We start from the raw sequence: 13,339 nt of genomic DNA, 5'->3' as shown, positions 1-13,339 counted from the left end.
ATAAAGAGCACCCGATCCGCTACCTCGCGGGCAAAGCCCATCTCGTGGGTCACCACCACCATGGTCATTCCTTCGCGGGCCAGCCCCTTCATCACATCCAGCACTTCCCCCACCATTTCGGGGTCGAGCGCACTGGTGGGCTCGTCAAACAGCATGATGCGTGGCTGCATGGCGAGCGCCCGGGCGATGGCCACCCGCTGTTGCTGACCGCCGGAGAGTTGGGAGGGATAGCTGGCCGCTTTCACCGACAGCCCCACTTTCAGCAGCAGCGCCTTGGCTCTGTCTTCGGCCTCACGGCGCGACAGGCCACGCACCTTCTGCGGGGCGAGGCAGATATTATCCAGCACCGTCAGGTGGGGAAAGAGGTTGAAGGACTGAAACACCATGCCCACCTCTTCCCGCAGCTTGTTGACATCGCCCGGCTCGGTCAGGCAGATGCCGTCGACTACTATGTTGCCGTCGTTGATGGTCTCCAGCTGGTTGAGGGTGCGCAGGAAGGTGGACTTGCCCGAGCCACTGGGGCCGACGATCACCACCACTTCCCCTTCGGCCACCTGGGTGCTGACATTTTTCAGGGCGTGCACTTCGCTACCGTAGAACTTCTCTACGCCGGTCGCTTTGATGATGGGATCAGTTGCTGCGCGCATTTTTCGCCTCCAGAAAACGAACCGGGAAGGCGAAGGGGGTGCCGGTGATGGCTGCACTTCTCGACGCCTGTTGCACCTTGATGATGGGATCAGTTACTGCGTGCATATTTCACCTCCAGAAAACGAACCGGGAAGGCGAAGAGGGTGTCGGTGATGGCTGCACTTCTCGATGCCTGTTGCACCTTGATGATGGGATCAGTTGCTGCGTGCATATTTCACCTCGAGACGGCGTACCAGGAAGGAGAGGGTGCCGGTGAGCACCAGATAGAGCAAGGCGACGGTAAACCACACCTCGAACGGACTGAAGGTGGAGCTGACTACCTCGCGACCGGCCTTGGTCAGATCGGTGATGGAGATGACCGAGACCAGCGAGGAGTCCTTGATCAGGTTGATGAACTGGCCTGCCAGCGGTGGCAGCACCCGCTTGAACGCCTGCGGCAGGATGACATAGCGCATGGTCTGGGCGGAGGTCATACCCAGGCTGCGGCCCGCCTCCATCTGCCCCTTGTGGATGGAGCTGATACCGGCGCGGACGATCTCCGCCACATAGGCCCCGGTAAAGACGGCCAGCGCGGCGACCCCGGCGGTGAAGCGATCGAGGTTCAGCACGGTACCGATAAAGAAGTAGACGATGAAGATCTGCACCAGCAGCGGTGTACCGCGGATCAGCTCCACATAGGTGATGGCCAGATTGCGCAGGGCGGGATTGGGGGAGAGGCGCGCCAGCCCGGCCAGGGTGCCGAGCAGGATGGCGAAGATGCCTGCTACCAGCGAGAGCTTGACGGTGACCCAGACGCCCCAGGCGATGGGGCCTGCGGTCCAGCTCAGTTGGGTGTCGAGGGTATCGCCACGAAAAACGGTATCCCCTTCGGCGACTTGTACGCCGGTGCTGGCGATGGCTTGCCGTATATTGGGGTCGAGATCGTCTTGCAGGAACAGCTTGCCCTTCTCGGCCTCGCTGGTGCCCGCCATCACGGTGCCGTCAAATTCGGCCAGATTCTTCTGCTCCGCCTGATAGGCGATGTACTGGGGAATGCGTTCCCAGCGCCAGGTGTAATCCACTGACTGGACAGCCTTGTAGATGCCGAATACGGCAACCAGCAGCATCAGCAGGAAAACCCCATGCCAGAGCAGCTGATTGGGCTGTTTTTCCATCTGTCTTGTCGGTTTGGGTGTGTGCACAGTCACAACCTCTTCTCGTTATTGTGTGGGGAGCTGCGTGGTGCAGGGGCAGCAATGCGCCGCCCCCAAGAGGTTATTTGAGCTGCTTCAGCCAGGCGTTGGATTCGAACCACTTCTTGTAGAGACGGTCGTAGCTGCCATCGCCCTTGATCTGGCGCAGGTAGTTGTTGAACCAGTTGAGGGTGTCCTGATCCCCCTTGCGGATGGCCCAAGCCAGCGGCTCGAAGGTGAACGGCTTGTCGAGATGCACCACGGCGCCCTGATTCTGGGAGGCGAAAATAGCGTTGTAGGGCAGGTCATAGACGAACGCATCGACCTTGCCGTTGATCACTTCCAGCTTGGCGTCATCCTGGGTTTCAAACTGCAGCAGGGTGGCTTTGGGGATCAGGCGCTTGACTGCCTGCTCGCCGGTGGTGCCGAGCTTGACCGCGATCTTGTATTTCGGGTCGTTGAGGTCGGTGAAGGATTTGATTTCGCCCGCCTTCTCTTTGCGCAGGACGATGGTCTGGCCGACCACGATGTAAGGATCGGCGAAGTTGACCCGCAGGTTGCGCTGGGGAGTGACGGTCATGCCGCCCATGATGACGTCGAACTTGTTGGTCAGCAGCGCCGGAATGATGCCATCCCAGGCGGTGTTGACGAACTCGACCTTCACGCCCATCTCTTTGGCGACCATCTTGGCGAGATCCACGTCAAAGCCGATGTACTGGCCCTGCTTGTTGGTCATCTCGAAGGGTTGATAGCCAGCATCGAAGCCGACTCGCAGCACGCCGCGTTCGAGCACGGCATCCAGGGTGGAGGTGGGGGCAGGGGTCGGGGCCGCCGTGGCGATCCCGCAAAACAGCAGGGTAGAAAGAATCAGTTTTTTGATCATAAGTGACGTCTCTGTCGGTGGTGTGTTCGGCCTTGAACCTGATCCCGTGCGACTCCGTGGCACAAGAGACTGCTGCATCCGGCAACAGGCAAGACAGGATGAATGTCTTGAGCGGGACAAAAGCCCCATATGAGATGCTATGAATAGTGGTTGAGTGAAAAATGTACCAAAAACAGATTGTGTCAGAAGACTCAACAGGTTAGAGGCATTTATTGCTCATGGCTTCATTCATAAAATCACACGAAAACAACATATCTATCTAATGGGGTGGGTTCAAGCCCAAATTATCCCCAAGACATTTTGTTACAAAGTCAGGGCGCCGATTGCGGCTCTTACTGAGTTGTCGGGCTCCGTAAGAGGCTTTTTGTGGGGCTGATACGAATACGCATTGGTGGGATATCACACGCATTGCTCTGTTTGTCAGCAAACGAACGGGCTTTATTGTGAAAACCATCAAGTCGTACTGGGTCTTGGCAAACGCTTCTCATATACTCAGTTACCCTCTCTGCATGGCTTTGGTATGGACGCCTCACTACTGCTTAAGCTGGATATTTTTACCTTGATGATCATGGCCTTGTGTGGCTATTGTCTCGGTTTCCTCACTCTTACCATCATTCGCGTTACCCACAACGATATTCCCGGCGTCGGGGTCTGGTGGTGGTCCAGTCTGTTTGCCATGCTGGGTCAGGCGGGATTTGCCAGTCTGCTGCTGACACCCACCCCCTATGGCTCCTGGGTGGGCAATGTCTTCCTGATTTTTCATGTGTCGTTATTGCTAGTCGCCCAACGCTGTTTCTTCCGTCAATCGCCGGGCTGGCCTGTCTGCTGGGGATTCATCCTGCTGTTTGCCGCCGTCATGACCTGGTCGGTCGCCATCGATGGCCGGATTGCGGTGCGGGTGATGATCAGCAGTGCCACCTTCCTCATGCTCAGTACGCTCATCATCTGGCAGCTCTGGCGTCACGGCCGACCCGATTATCAGGTGGCGGTCTGGGTGCTGATTGGCCTCAATCTGGTGCTGATCGCCATGACCCTGATGCGGATGTTTACCGTGTGGGGCGAGGTGATCGAAAGCCCGTTCCAGCGTCAGCTGTTCAACGTGTTGCCCTATGTCTCCATGCTGGTGGGTAGCTCCATGCTCACCTTCGGGGTGCTACTGCTCTGCAACCAGCACCGGGCGCTGGCGCTGCGCTATCAGGCCAGTCATGACCCGCTGACCGGGTTACTCAATCGCCGTGGTTTTATGGAACGTCTGGCCCGGGGACGCCCTGCACAGCAGGGGGCGTTGGTGGTGCTCGATCTGGATGACTTCAAGCAGATCAACGATCGGCATGGTCATGAGGTGGGGGATCGGGTGCTGGAGCAGGTCGGGTTGGCACTGCGCGAGCTGGAGGGCGTATTGGCCAGTCGCTTTGGGGGCGAGGAGTTTGTGCTGCTGTTTCGCCATGCCACCGCAGAGGAGGCGATCGCCCGGTGCCAGTCACTGCGTGTTCAGCTTGCGGCCAGCGAGGTAGAGGGGATCCATATCACCGTCAGCATGGGTATTGCTCACTGGCAGGGGGAGTGGCACTTTGACAGCCTGTTCAGCCGTGCGGATGACGCTCTCTATCGGGCCAAGCGGGAAGGAAAAAACCGGGTCTGTCAGGCGGCCTGATGCAGGAATAGGTTCAGGAATAAAATCAGGGCGCGGTGATCCGCGCCCTGATTGTTTCTGTTTGCCGGATATAGCTCGTCAGCTGCCACCCGCTACTCTGCATTCGCTTGAGCGGTTCTCGGTGCCTGCGCCTTGAGGAAGGGGAGCAGCAGCAGGGCCGAGACGCCTGCCGCCACCGAGATCACCACGAAGAAGCCGTTCCAGTGCCAGATCTCCATCACCTTGGCCAGCGGATAGCCCGACAGCGCCGCCCCCATGTAGGCAAACAGGCCGACAAAGCCGGTGGCCGCTCCAGCCGAGTTTTTGTGGGAGCACTCCGCCGCCGCCATGCCGATCAGCATCTGGGGGCCAAACACGAAAAAGCCGATGGTAAAGAAGCAGGCCGCCTGCATCACATAGCTGAAGAAGGGCATCAGCCAGAGCGATCCCACCGCCAGCAGGATCCCCACCGCAAAGATGAGGTTCATCGGGCCACGGTTGCCGTTGAACAGCTTGTCCGATCCCCAACCCGCCACCAAAGCGCCGATAAAGCCCCCCACCTCGAACATGGAGATGGCCGAGTTGGCGCTCATCAGATTGAAGCCGCGCTGCTCGGTCATGTAGAGATTGCCCCAGTCATTGATGGCGGTGCGCACCACATAGACCAACACGTAGCAGCAGGCGAGCAGCCAGATATAGGGGTTGCCCAGCACATATTTGCGCAGGATCTGGCGATGGGAGAGCCCCGCATCCTGAGTCTGCTGGGCCAGCTCCATGGCATCCTTGCGCCACTCGCCTACTGTCGGCAGTCCCATGGCGCTCGGGGTATCCTGCAGCCGCCAGCAGAGGAACAACCCCGCGATGATGGCGATAAGGCCGGGCACTATCATGCCGTAGCGCCAGCCATGTTGCAGGGCGATGGTGCTGACGATAAGGGGAATGAGCGCCCCACCGACGTTGTGAGCGGTGTTCCAGGCCGACCACCAGACGCCGCGCTCGGTACGCGAATACCAGCTGGTGAGCAGCTTGGAGCAGGGGGGCCAACCCCAGCCCTGGAAGAAGGCGTTGGCGACCCAGAGGGCGGCAAACATCCAGAGTGCCGACGAGAGGCCGAACAGTATGTTGATAACGCCGGTGGCCATCAGTCCGACACCCATAAAGTAGCGCGGGTTGGCGCGGTCACTGATGATGCCGGAGAAGAACTTTGAGCAGCCGTAGGTGATGTAGAACAGGGTCCAGAGCATGCCGATGTCGGACTTGTCCAGCATGCCGCTCGCCAGCATGTCCGGCATGGCGAAGTTGAAGCTCTTGCGGGTGAAGTAGAAGACCGCGTAGCCCAGATACATGGTCAGCAGCAGATGCAGCCGCCAGTGGCGATAGGTGGCGTCGATCTCGGCCTGATCCCGGATAAGGGGCCGGTGCGGCGCGCTTCTCATAAAACTCAGCACAGGCAGGCCCTCTGGTGGTGATTAGCCATGACTCTCTTCCCGTCTGCGACTGGGCAGGTTGACCGTCAGCTGAGTGCCGTGGATGCAGGAGAGTTGCAGACTGCCCCCGAGGGCCTGTACCCGCTCGCGAATGCCGAGCAGGCCATAGCCCTGTTGCGGGCGGCTTTCCGGCAAACCGCGGCCATCATCTTCCAGCACCAGTTGCAACTGCTCGCCGCAGGCCCGAGCGCGAATGGTGACCGAGTGGGCGTTGGCATGTTTGACCACGTTGTTGAGCCCCTCCTGACAGACCCGAAACAGGGTGACCCGCTGGGCATCCGAGAGATCCCTATCCGCCAGCTGCCACTCCAGACGGGTGACGATGCCGTGGCGCTCCAGCTCCAGCTCCCGCAGCAGTGCCCGTACCGCCTGTTCCAGAGTCATGTCGTCGAGCTGGCGCGGGCGCAGCCGCCCGAGCAGGCCGCGCACCGCGTCATAGATCCCGAGCGACAGTGTGTCGATGAGGGCACTGCTCTGACCGACACCTGCGTTATCGGGGGCGAGGCGGCGCACTATGCCAGCCTGGGTACGAATGGCGGTGATGGTCTGGCCGATATCGTCGTGCAGCTCGCGCGCTACCTCCTTGCGGATGCTCTCCTCGGTCTCCAGCAGCCGCTCGGTGAGCTGGCGATTGTGGGCGAGCTGGCGGGTCAGCGCCTGATTGAGCTCACGCTGGCGCTGGATCCCGGCACCCAGCAGCAGGCCGGTGAGGCTCTGGGCCAGCAGGGAGAGCAGCAGATCGAGGGGGTGATCGTGCCAGGCCTGACTGGCCAGCAGGGCGATGGTGTTCATCAGGGTGGCGAGCAGCGCCCCTTGCCAGCCGTAGCGCCACGCCATGGCGATGATGGGGATGGCGAGACAAAACGGGGTAAAGCGTACCAGCGAGTTGGGCAATCCCAGTTGCAGCCAGAGGCTCAATACGAACAGCAGCAGATACCAGACCAGATGGCGAAAGCGCCACTCCACCGGTTGATCCACCAGCGCAGGCCCCAGCGGCACCCAGGTGGCGCGGGTGAGGTAGTGCCAGATCAGCATGCAGGTGGAGGTCAGCGTCAGCCCGCCGGTCAGGCTGAGCAGCAGGGCCGAGAGGCCATCTTCCCCGGCCAGATGCCAGAGCAGGGCTTGCAGCAGCGCCGCCGCCGTGACGGTGGCGAGCAGCAGCAACAGTTGCTGCCAGTCGTTGCGCACCTGCTGGCGACGGGCAATCAGCAGCGGTAGCAGGGTCAGCAGACTGCCCGCGACCAGCCACGGCCAGTGGGGCAGCCCCACTTCCAGATTGAGCCAGTAGAGCAGCAGCCCTTCGCACAATAATAGCGGCGGCCAGTAGTGGCCGGGACTTTGCAGCAGCAAGCCGAGGCGCAGGCCAAAGGGGAACAGCAGCACTGCCAGCGCCGGGCCACCCGCCAGATGCAGGCTGATGCTCCAGAGGCAAAACCAGCCGGCGGCAAAAATGAAGCAGGCCGCCAGCGCGATGGCGACATAGCTGGCAAAACGGGAGATCACCAGCTATCCAGCATGCGGTGGGCCAGCTCGACGTTGTTGCTGACCTTGAGCTTGTCCATCAGGTTGGCGCGATGGACGTGGACGGTTTTGGGGGAGAGGCCGAGCTGCTCGGCGATGGCCTTCACCTCCAGCCCCTGTGCCAGCAACTGGGCAATCTCCCGCTCCCGATTGGTGAGGGGATCCCGGCTGCTGCTGGCCAGTTTCTGGGCGATGTCCGGCGTCAGATAACACCCCCCCTGGGCGGCGGTGCGCACCGCGGCGATCAGCTCGTCCGGACTGCAGCGCTTGGAGAGAAATCCTTTGGCACCGGTCTGCAGTGCCTGCTCGATGAGGGCGGGGCTGTCGTGTACCGAGAGCATCACCACCGCGAGACCGGAGGGGAGCTGCTTGAGCAGATCCAGCCCCGATTGGTCGGGCATCGAGATGTCGCAGACGCAGACTCGCGCCCCGCTGCCGGGCAGGCCGGCAAGGGCGTCGCTGGCGGAGCCGAATTCGGCGACCACCTGCAGGTCGGGCTCCAGATTGAGCAGTTGGGCAAAACCGGATCGGACGATCTGGTGATCGTCGATGAGGGCAATTTTTATCATGATGTCAGCCTGAAATTCGGTGCGTCATGACCATGACGCGGCCAACAAGATACCTGCCCCCCGAGTCAGGCTCAAGCAGCAGCAGGAAAAGGGGCTAAAAACCGGGGGGCAAGGTGCGTAAAGCTTGATCGGGATCAGCTGGCAAGGGCGAGCAAGCGGGCTGATCAACAGGGGGATGACCAGCCCGGGGGACTCAGCGGTGCAGCTCGCCGGCGCGCTCCGGCTGATAAACCACTTCCAGAATTTCGACCTCGATGGTGCGACCGGCCGGGCCCGGCCAGGCGATGCTGTCGCCCACTTTCAGACCGAGCAGGGCGCTGCCCACCGGCGCCAGTACCGAGATGTTGCTCTCGTCGCCTTTGGCATCGCGCGGGTAGACTAGGGTCAGGCAGAACTCGTTGCCGCTGCTCTGCATCTTGAAGCGTACCTTGCTGTTCATGGTGACCACGTCCGGCGGCATGTCGGCTGGTTCGCGGATCTCGGCGCGGTCCAGCTCCTCTTGCAGGGCCAGATGCTGCGGGTGGGTGCCAAGCAGTTGTTCGATACGGTCCAGATCAAGGCTGGAGATAACCAGATGAGGTTGTTTCATAAGATATTCCTTATCAATAGCGGATAGGCCCATACCGGCGGGTGCAGGTTGGCCATCACGCAAAGTGTTACAAAAATGGATTCAACAGGTTCAATCGATTGAAAATGCCATGCCCCCAAGCGACTCGCGGCCGAAGGAGCGAGGCGGGGGCTCAGCAGGGTGTGAGCAAATGCGCGGAAATAGCGAGTATTTTCATGGGGCTACCATAACCATTCTGGCCGGCCTTGGCAACCGTGATTGAGTGACTACTCAGGAGCCTGATAGTTGTACTGACGGATGATCCGCGCCAGTGTGCCATCATGGCGCATCTCGTCTATCACGGCTTGCCAGCGCTGCGCCTGTTTGAAGGGGAAATCCTTGTGAGCGGCCAGGAACAGTTGGGTGTTCATCAACACTTCCCCGCGAACCAGCTGTTGTGATGAGCGTTTGTCTTGTTGTTGGGCATACAGGATGACATTCCATGCGGCGACCCAGGCATCAATGCGACCGCGATGGAGTTTATGAGCGTTGAGTTGCTCATCTGCTACTGTCTCTCCCCGGATCCCGATGCGTTGTTTGAGTAGGTGTTGACCAAACGAGTAGCGCAGCACGCCCACATCAAGGTTTTTCAAATCGCTGCTTTTCAGGGCTTTTGGATGAAACCGGCGATCGCTGACGATCAAAAATTGCTCATCGAGGATGGGCGTTACCCACTGATAGAGGTGCTCTCGCTGACTGCTTCGCACGGGCGGTATCATCAATACATCGGGGCGGTGAATTGTCTGGGTCAGTGCACGTGGAAGCGGCATCAACTCGATGGTGAGCGGTTCTTTAAGGCGTCGGGCGGCCTCTTCCATGATCTCGATGGCGACACCGCTTGGTTTGCCGTGAGAGGAGCGAATGACATAGGGGGGCAACTCGGCCGCCACCAGCACAATAGCCTGGGCACCGGTGTGTACCAGCAATAACAGCAGTGCAAAAAAGGGCAGGCAGAGAGCGCGCATCAAGGTCGTGAGCCAGAGTCGAATATGCAGAGTGTAACATTCCTGCCTGCGTTGTCGTTGCACCCGCGGATGGGTTGGGATCTCAGTCGAAGAAATCCCGCAGATCGCGCACTTCGTAATCAGCGAGTTGCTGCCAGGGGAGCTGAGCAGGCAGCTTGCGCAGGGTCACCTCCATCCGGTAGCTGCGATAGCCGTCGAGACTGGCCGATTCGACCACCAGCGGGATCTGCCACTGACTCGACCAGAGAATCCGGGTTCGTTGCTGCCCTTCGCGCTTTTCATACCAGCGGGCCTGCTCGGGGGCGGCCTCATCCAGCGGTGTCATCCCCTCGATCAGCGTGGGGTTGACGAGATGGCGGATCCGCGGCCAGTCGGGCTTGAAGGCCACCTGGCCATACTCTTCCACCGGCACTTCAACCAGCTGGTTGTGCCAGCTGTCGGCATAGCGCAGCTGAAGTTCACCCTCATCACTGCGGCTGACCCAGCGGGCCGCCATCTGGTGGGTAAAGTGCTTGTGGCCGGGTGTGGCGTCGTGAGTGGCGTGATAGGCACGGGCAAGGGGGAGGGGAATGAGCCGCTGGCTCCACACCTGATTGCCCACGCGCAGCCACTTCTCTTGCCAGACACTCTCTCTGGCGATGCCATCGCTGCCGGTGTTCCGGTCGTGATAGCTGATCCGGGCGGCGAGATCCGGGGGCGTGTCGTCAGCATGCAGGGGGAAGGCGAGGGTGCTGCCAAGCAGCCATAACGAAAGCAAAAGTCGCATCATCATCTGTCGCTCGAAAGAGCCGGGGCCCGGGCCGCTGAGTCAATTGCTCAGATGCACCCGGGCCCCTGCTGCTTACAGGCCGAGCGCCTCCCGCAGTTTGCCAAACACCTTGGTGTTATCCAGTGTGCCTTTGAAGCGGTTGCTGCCGGCGCCATCGGCAAACAGCATCACATCGCCGCCGCCGTGGGTTTCCGATGTCAGTTTGACGCCGGTCTCCTGCAGGTAGTCATTGGCCATCACCTGATCACTGGTGAGGACCGGGCGCACGGCCGCACGATTGGGGCCGTTACCGAACACCAGGGTGGTGAAGGGCTTGCCATCCACGTCGTTCTGGGTCGAGCCATCGCTATTTTTCACCAGATCCAGCACCGGATTGCCCTTGGCGGAGTAGCCGTTAATGGTCATGGTGTGGTCATGGTCGGCGGTGACCACGATAAGGGTATTGTTGAGATCCACTTTACCCAGCGCCGTCTTGACCGCCTCATCCAGTGCCACCGCGTCGGTGAGCGAGCGCTTGGCATTGGTGCCGTGCAGGGCGTGATCGATCCGGCCGCCTTCTACCATCAGGAAGTAACCCTGACTGTTCTTGCTCAGCAGGTCGATCGCTTTGGCGGTCATTTCGGAGAGGGATGGCTGGGTATTGGCAGCCCCCTTGGCGACCCGATCCAGCTCGTAGTCGAGGTGGGATTTGCTGCTGAACAGACCGAGCACCTTGCCACTGGTGACCTTGGCCAGTTCACTTTGGGTGGTGACATAGCTGTATCCCTGTGCCTTCATCTCGGCGGTCAGGTCGCGGTTGTCATTGCGACCGCCCTTGTTGCTGGCGCTGTAGGGAGTCCAGTGGTTGGCACCACCGCCCATCAGCACATCGACCCCATCCCCCAGCGCCTGGTTGAAACCTGCTCCTCCCGGAACAGCTTGTGCAGCGATGTCATAAGCGGCATCCCGATGGCAGATGTGGGCGTAGGTGGCTGCCGGGGTCGCGTGGGTCAGCTCGGTGGTGGTGACGGCTCCGACCGATTTGCCTGCCGCCTTGGCCAACTCCAGGATGGTGGGCACCGGCTTGCCGTTATCGCTGCTGCAATTGTTGACGGTTTTGTTGCCATTGACGTCTTTGCCGGGGGCAACGGCTTTGGTGTCGCTGCTCATGGCGATCACCTCGTTGTTCATCTTGACCCCGGTGGTGTAGGCCGCCATGGAGGGGGCCGAGTCGGTGGTCTGGGCATCATTGGAGAAGGTCTTGATGCGGGCACTGCGCGGCAGTTTCATCATCTCCAGATTGCCCTCTTCCCCCACCTTGAACAGGCGGGTGGCGGTGAGCACGGTGGGGCCCATGCCATCACCGATAAAGAGAATGACGTTTTTGGCATCACCGGCCTGTGCCTGGGAGGTTGCGCCCAGCGCACTGAACAGGGCGGCGCAGACCAGCGTGTGCTTGATAGATTTCATCTGTTTGCTCATGAAAATGCTCCTTACAGCTTGGCCGCAGCCTTGATCTTGCCGAACACGGCGGTGTTATCGAGAGAGCCATGGAAGCTGTCAGCCCCCTTGCCGATGGCGCCGAGGAAGACATCGGTGCCGCCGTGGGTCTCGTTGCCGATCTCGCCTACCTTGACCACCACTTCCTGGTGGTAGTCATTGGCGGAGACGGTGGCATCGTCGAGCGGGGCGACGCTGCTGCGCGGGCCATCTACCCGGTTGTAGCCGTTGCCAAAACCGATGATGGTGTAGGGCATACCCTCGCTATCCTTGCTTGGCTCGCCAGTCTCGTAGTTCCTCACCAGCCCGAGTACGCCGGGGTTGTCGGCGGTGGTCTTGCCGGTGCGCTTGGCATAGCCGTTGAGCACTAGCGTGTGGTCGTGATCGGCGGTGACCACGATCAGGGTGTTTTTCAGCTCGGGGTCGCTCTTTTTCACCTCGTCGATAGCAGCCTTGATGGCGTTGTCGAAGGCTATGGTGTCCTGCAGCGCCCGCTTGGCGTTGGTGTCGTGCAGGGCGTGGTCGATACGGCCCCCTTCCACCATCAGGAAGTAACCCTTCTCTTTGCCCTTGAGCTGCTTGATGGCGGCCAAGGTCATCTGGGCCAGTGACGGCTCGCTGGCGGGACGGTCCAGGTCATATTTCATGTGGCTGGAACCAAACAGGCCCAGCAGCGGCTTGCCCGCATCGGCCTTGTTCAGCTCATCCAGATTGCTGGCAAACTGGTAGCCCTTGGCCTGCATTTCGCTGATGAGGTTGCGGCCATCCTCCCGCTTGCCCTTGTCGGCTTTGGGCAGGAAGAAACTGCTGCCGCCACCGAGCACCACATCCAGCCCCTCCTTGAGGGCGCTGTTGTAGCCTTTGCCGCCCGGTACCAGCTGGACGGCGATATCCGCCTCCAGATCCCGGTTGCAGATATGGGCATAGGTAGCCGCCGGGGTGGCGTGGGTTACCCGGGTGCTGGTTACCACACCGGTACCGCGGCCATCGGCTTTGGCCAGCTCCAGCAGGGTTGTCACCGGCTTGCCGGCGCTCTTGCTGCAGTCGCTCTCATAGGTGGCGTCGCCGTCCATGCTGATGACGCCGTTGTTGCTCTTGACCCCGGTCATGTAGGCCGCCATGGAGGGGGCCGAGTCAGTGACCTGGGCATCGTGGGAGAAGGTCTTGATAAAGGCCGTCTCTGGCAGGGTATCGATGGTGAGATCACCCTCTTCGCCGACACCGTAGATGCGGGCCGCCGTCAGGGTGTTGAGGCCCATGCCGTCACCGAGGAAGAAGATGACGTTGGTGGGTTGGGCTGCGGGCTTGGTCGCCACCGTGTCATTGTCTGATTTGCAGCCGGCAGCCAGGGCGGCGCCGATCATCACTGCAAGTCCTGCCATTTTTCTCATTGGGGTTCGCTCCTTGTAAAACCTGAGCGCAGCCTAGAGGGGGCAGATGACACTTTTACTGACTATCGGTGACGGTTGTGTGAAAAAGCGATGAAAATGTTACACTATATCAATGTGTTATCTGTCAATTGGGCGAGTTGGCCCGGTCGTTTCCGGCAAGGTCGCTCCACCTCGGCGGTTTGCTGATTTGATGAAGTGATGGCTAGAATGACCTG

14 protein-coding genes are annotated in these 13,339 nt (G+C 60.4%); 1 reads left to right on the top strand and 13 read right to left on the bottom strand.

Annotated elements, in window-relative coordinates; all coding sequences use genetic code 11:
* The 5 genes from BN1139_RS05705 to BN1139_RS05695 form a co-directional block, all read right to left on the bottom strand.
* On the bottom strand, window positions 1-647 hold a 647-nt coding region (locus BN1139_RS05705), incomplete at its 3' end, for an amino acid ABC transporter ATP-binding protein (RefSeq protein WP_041980265.1).
* Window positions 631-753 (bottom strand): hypothetical protein, encoded by a 123-nt coding sequence (locus tag BN1139_RS21865; protein WP_005350724.1) that lies wholly within the window; start codon window positions 751-753, stop codon window positions 631-633. The genes BN1139_RS21865 and BN1139_RS05705, both read right to left, overlap by 17 nt.
* Window positions 737-859: a hypothetical protein gene (locus BN1139_RS21860; protein WP_005350727.1), complete on the bottom strand. Its 123-nt coding sequence runs from the start codon at window positions 857-859 to the stop codon at window positions 737-739. Before BN1139_RS21860 ends, BN1139_RS21865 begins: the two co-directional genes overlap by 17 nt.
* Window positions 843-1,802: an amino acid ABC transporter permease gene (locus BN1139_RS05700; RefSeq protein WP_013723916.1), complete on the bottom strand. Its 960-nt coding sequence runs from the start codon at window positions 1,800-1,802 to the stop codon at window positions 843-845. The genes BN1139_RS21860 and BN1139_RS05700 overlap by 17 nt, the downstream gene beginning before the upstream one ends.
* Before the next feature lie 100 nt (window positions 1,803-1,902).
* A complete protein-coding gene (locus tag BN1139_RS05695) occupies window positions 1,903-2,703 on the bottom strand; it encodes a transporter substrate-binding domain-containing protein (protein ID WP_005350738.1) in 801 nt (266 codons plus the stop codon).
* 520 nt (window positions 2,704-3,223) lie between these two features.
* Here BN1139_RS05695 and BN1139_RS05690 point away from each other — a divergent pair.
* A complete protein-coding gene (locus BN1139_RS05690; protein ID WP_005350740.1) occupies window positions 3,224-4,357 on the top strand; it encodes a GGDEF domain-containing protein in 1,134 nt (377 codons plus the stop codon).
* 92 nt (window positions 4,358-4,449) lie between these two features.
* Here the strand turns inward: BN1139_RS05690 and uhpC are convergent, their stop codons facing one another.
* The 8 genes from uhpC to BN1139_RS05650 form a co-directional block, all read right to left on the bottom strand.
* Window positions 4,450-5,784 carry an MFS transporter gene (gene uhpC / locus BN1139_RS05685; RefSeq protein ID WP_005350743.1) on the bottom strand — a complete coding sequence of 445 codons (1,335 nt, stop codon included), beginning with the start codon at window positions 5,782-5,784 and terminating at the stop codon, window positions 4,450-4,452.
* A 21-nt stretch (window positions 5,785-5,805) separates the two neighbouring features.
* Window positions 5,806-7,326: a signal transduction histidine-protein kinase/phosphatase UhpB gene (gene uhpB / locus BN1139_RS05680; RefSeq protein ID WP_005350746.1), complete on the bottom strand. Its 1,521-nt coding sequence runs from the start codon at window positions 7,324-7,326 to the stop codon at window positions 5,806-5,808.
* Window positions 7,323-7,913 carry a response regulator transcription factor UhpA gene (gene uhpA, locus BN1139_RS05675; protein WP_005334071.1) on the bottom strand — a complete coding sequence of 197 codons (591 nt, stop codon included), beginning with the start codon at window positions 7,911-7,913 and terminating at the stop codon, window positions 7,323-7,325. Before uhpA ends, uhpB begins: the two co-directional genes overlap by 4 nt.
* Window positions 7,914-8,106: 193 nt before the next feature.
* Entirely contained in the window at window positions 8,107-8,502 is a 396-nt protein-coding gene (gene rnk, locus BN1139_RS05670) for a nucleoside diphosphate kinase regulator (RefSeq protein ID WP_005350749.1), read from the bottom strand.
* Window positions 8,503-8,747: 245 nt separating this feature from the next.
* Complete coding sequence (locus tag BN1139_RS05665; protein ID WP_005350752.1) at window positions 8,748-9,485, bottom strand: substrate-binding periplasmic protein; 738 nt, start codon at window positions 9,483-9,485, stop codon at window positions 8,748-8,750.
* An 82-nt stretch (window positions 9,486-9,567) separates the two neighbouring features.
* Window positions 9,568-10,254: a hypothetical protein gene (locus BN1139_RS05660; RefSeq protein ID WP_005350756.1), complete on the bottom strand. Its 687-nt coding sequence runs from the start codon at window positions 10,252-10,254 to the stop codon at window positions 9,568-9,570.
* 72 nt (window positions 10,255-10,326) lie between these two features.
* Entirely contained in the window at window positions 10,327-11,715 is a 1,389-nt protein-coding gene (locus BN1139_RS05655; RefSeq protein WP_013723913.1) for an alkaline phosphatase, read from the bottom strand.
* An 11-nt stretch (window positions 11,716-11,726) separates the two neighbouring features.
* Window positions 11,727-13,124, bottom strand: a complete 1,398-nt coding sequence (locus BN1139_RS05650) for an alkaline phosphatase (protein ID WP_013723912.1) — start codon at window positions 13,122-13,124, stop codon at window positions 11,727-11,729.
* Between the last annotated feature and the right edge of the window lie 215 nt (window positions 13,125-13,339).

The sequence above is a fragment of the Aeromonas veronii bv. veronii genome (assembly GCF_000820225.1).
In the GTDB taxonomy this organism is placed as follows: domain Bacteria; phylum Pseudomonadota; class Gammaproteobacteria; order Enterobacterales; family Aeromonadaceae; genus Aeromonas; species Aeromonas veronii.
Note: the sequence above shows the minus strand (reverse complement) of the source record. Positions and strands in the feature narration are given on the sequence as shown.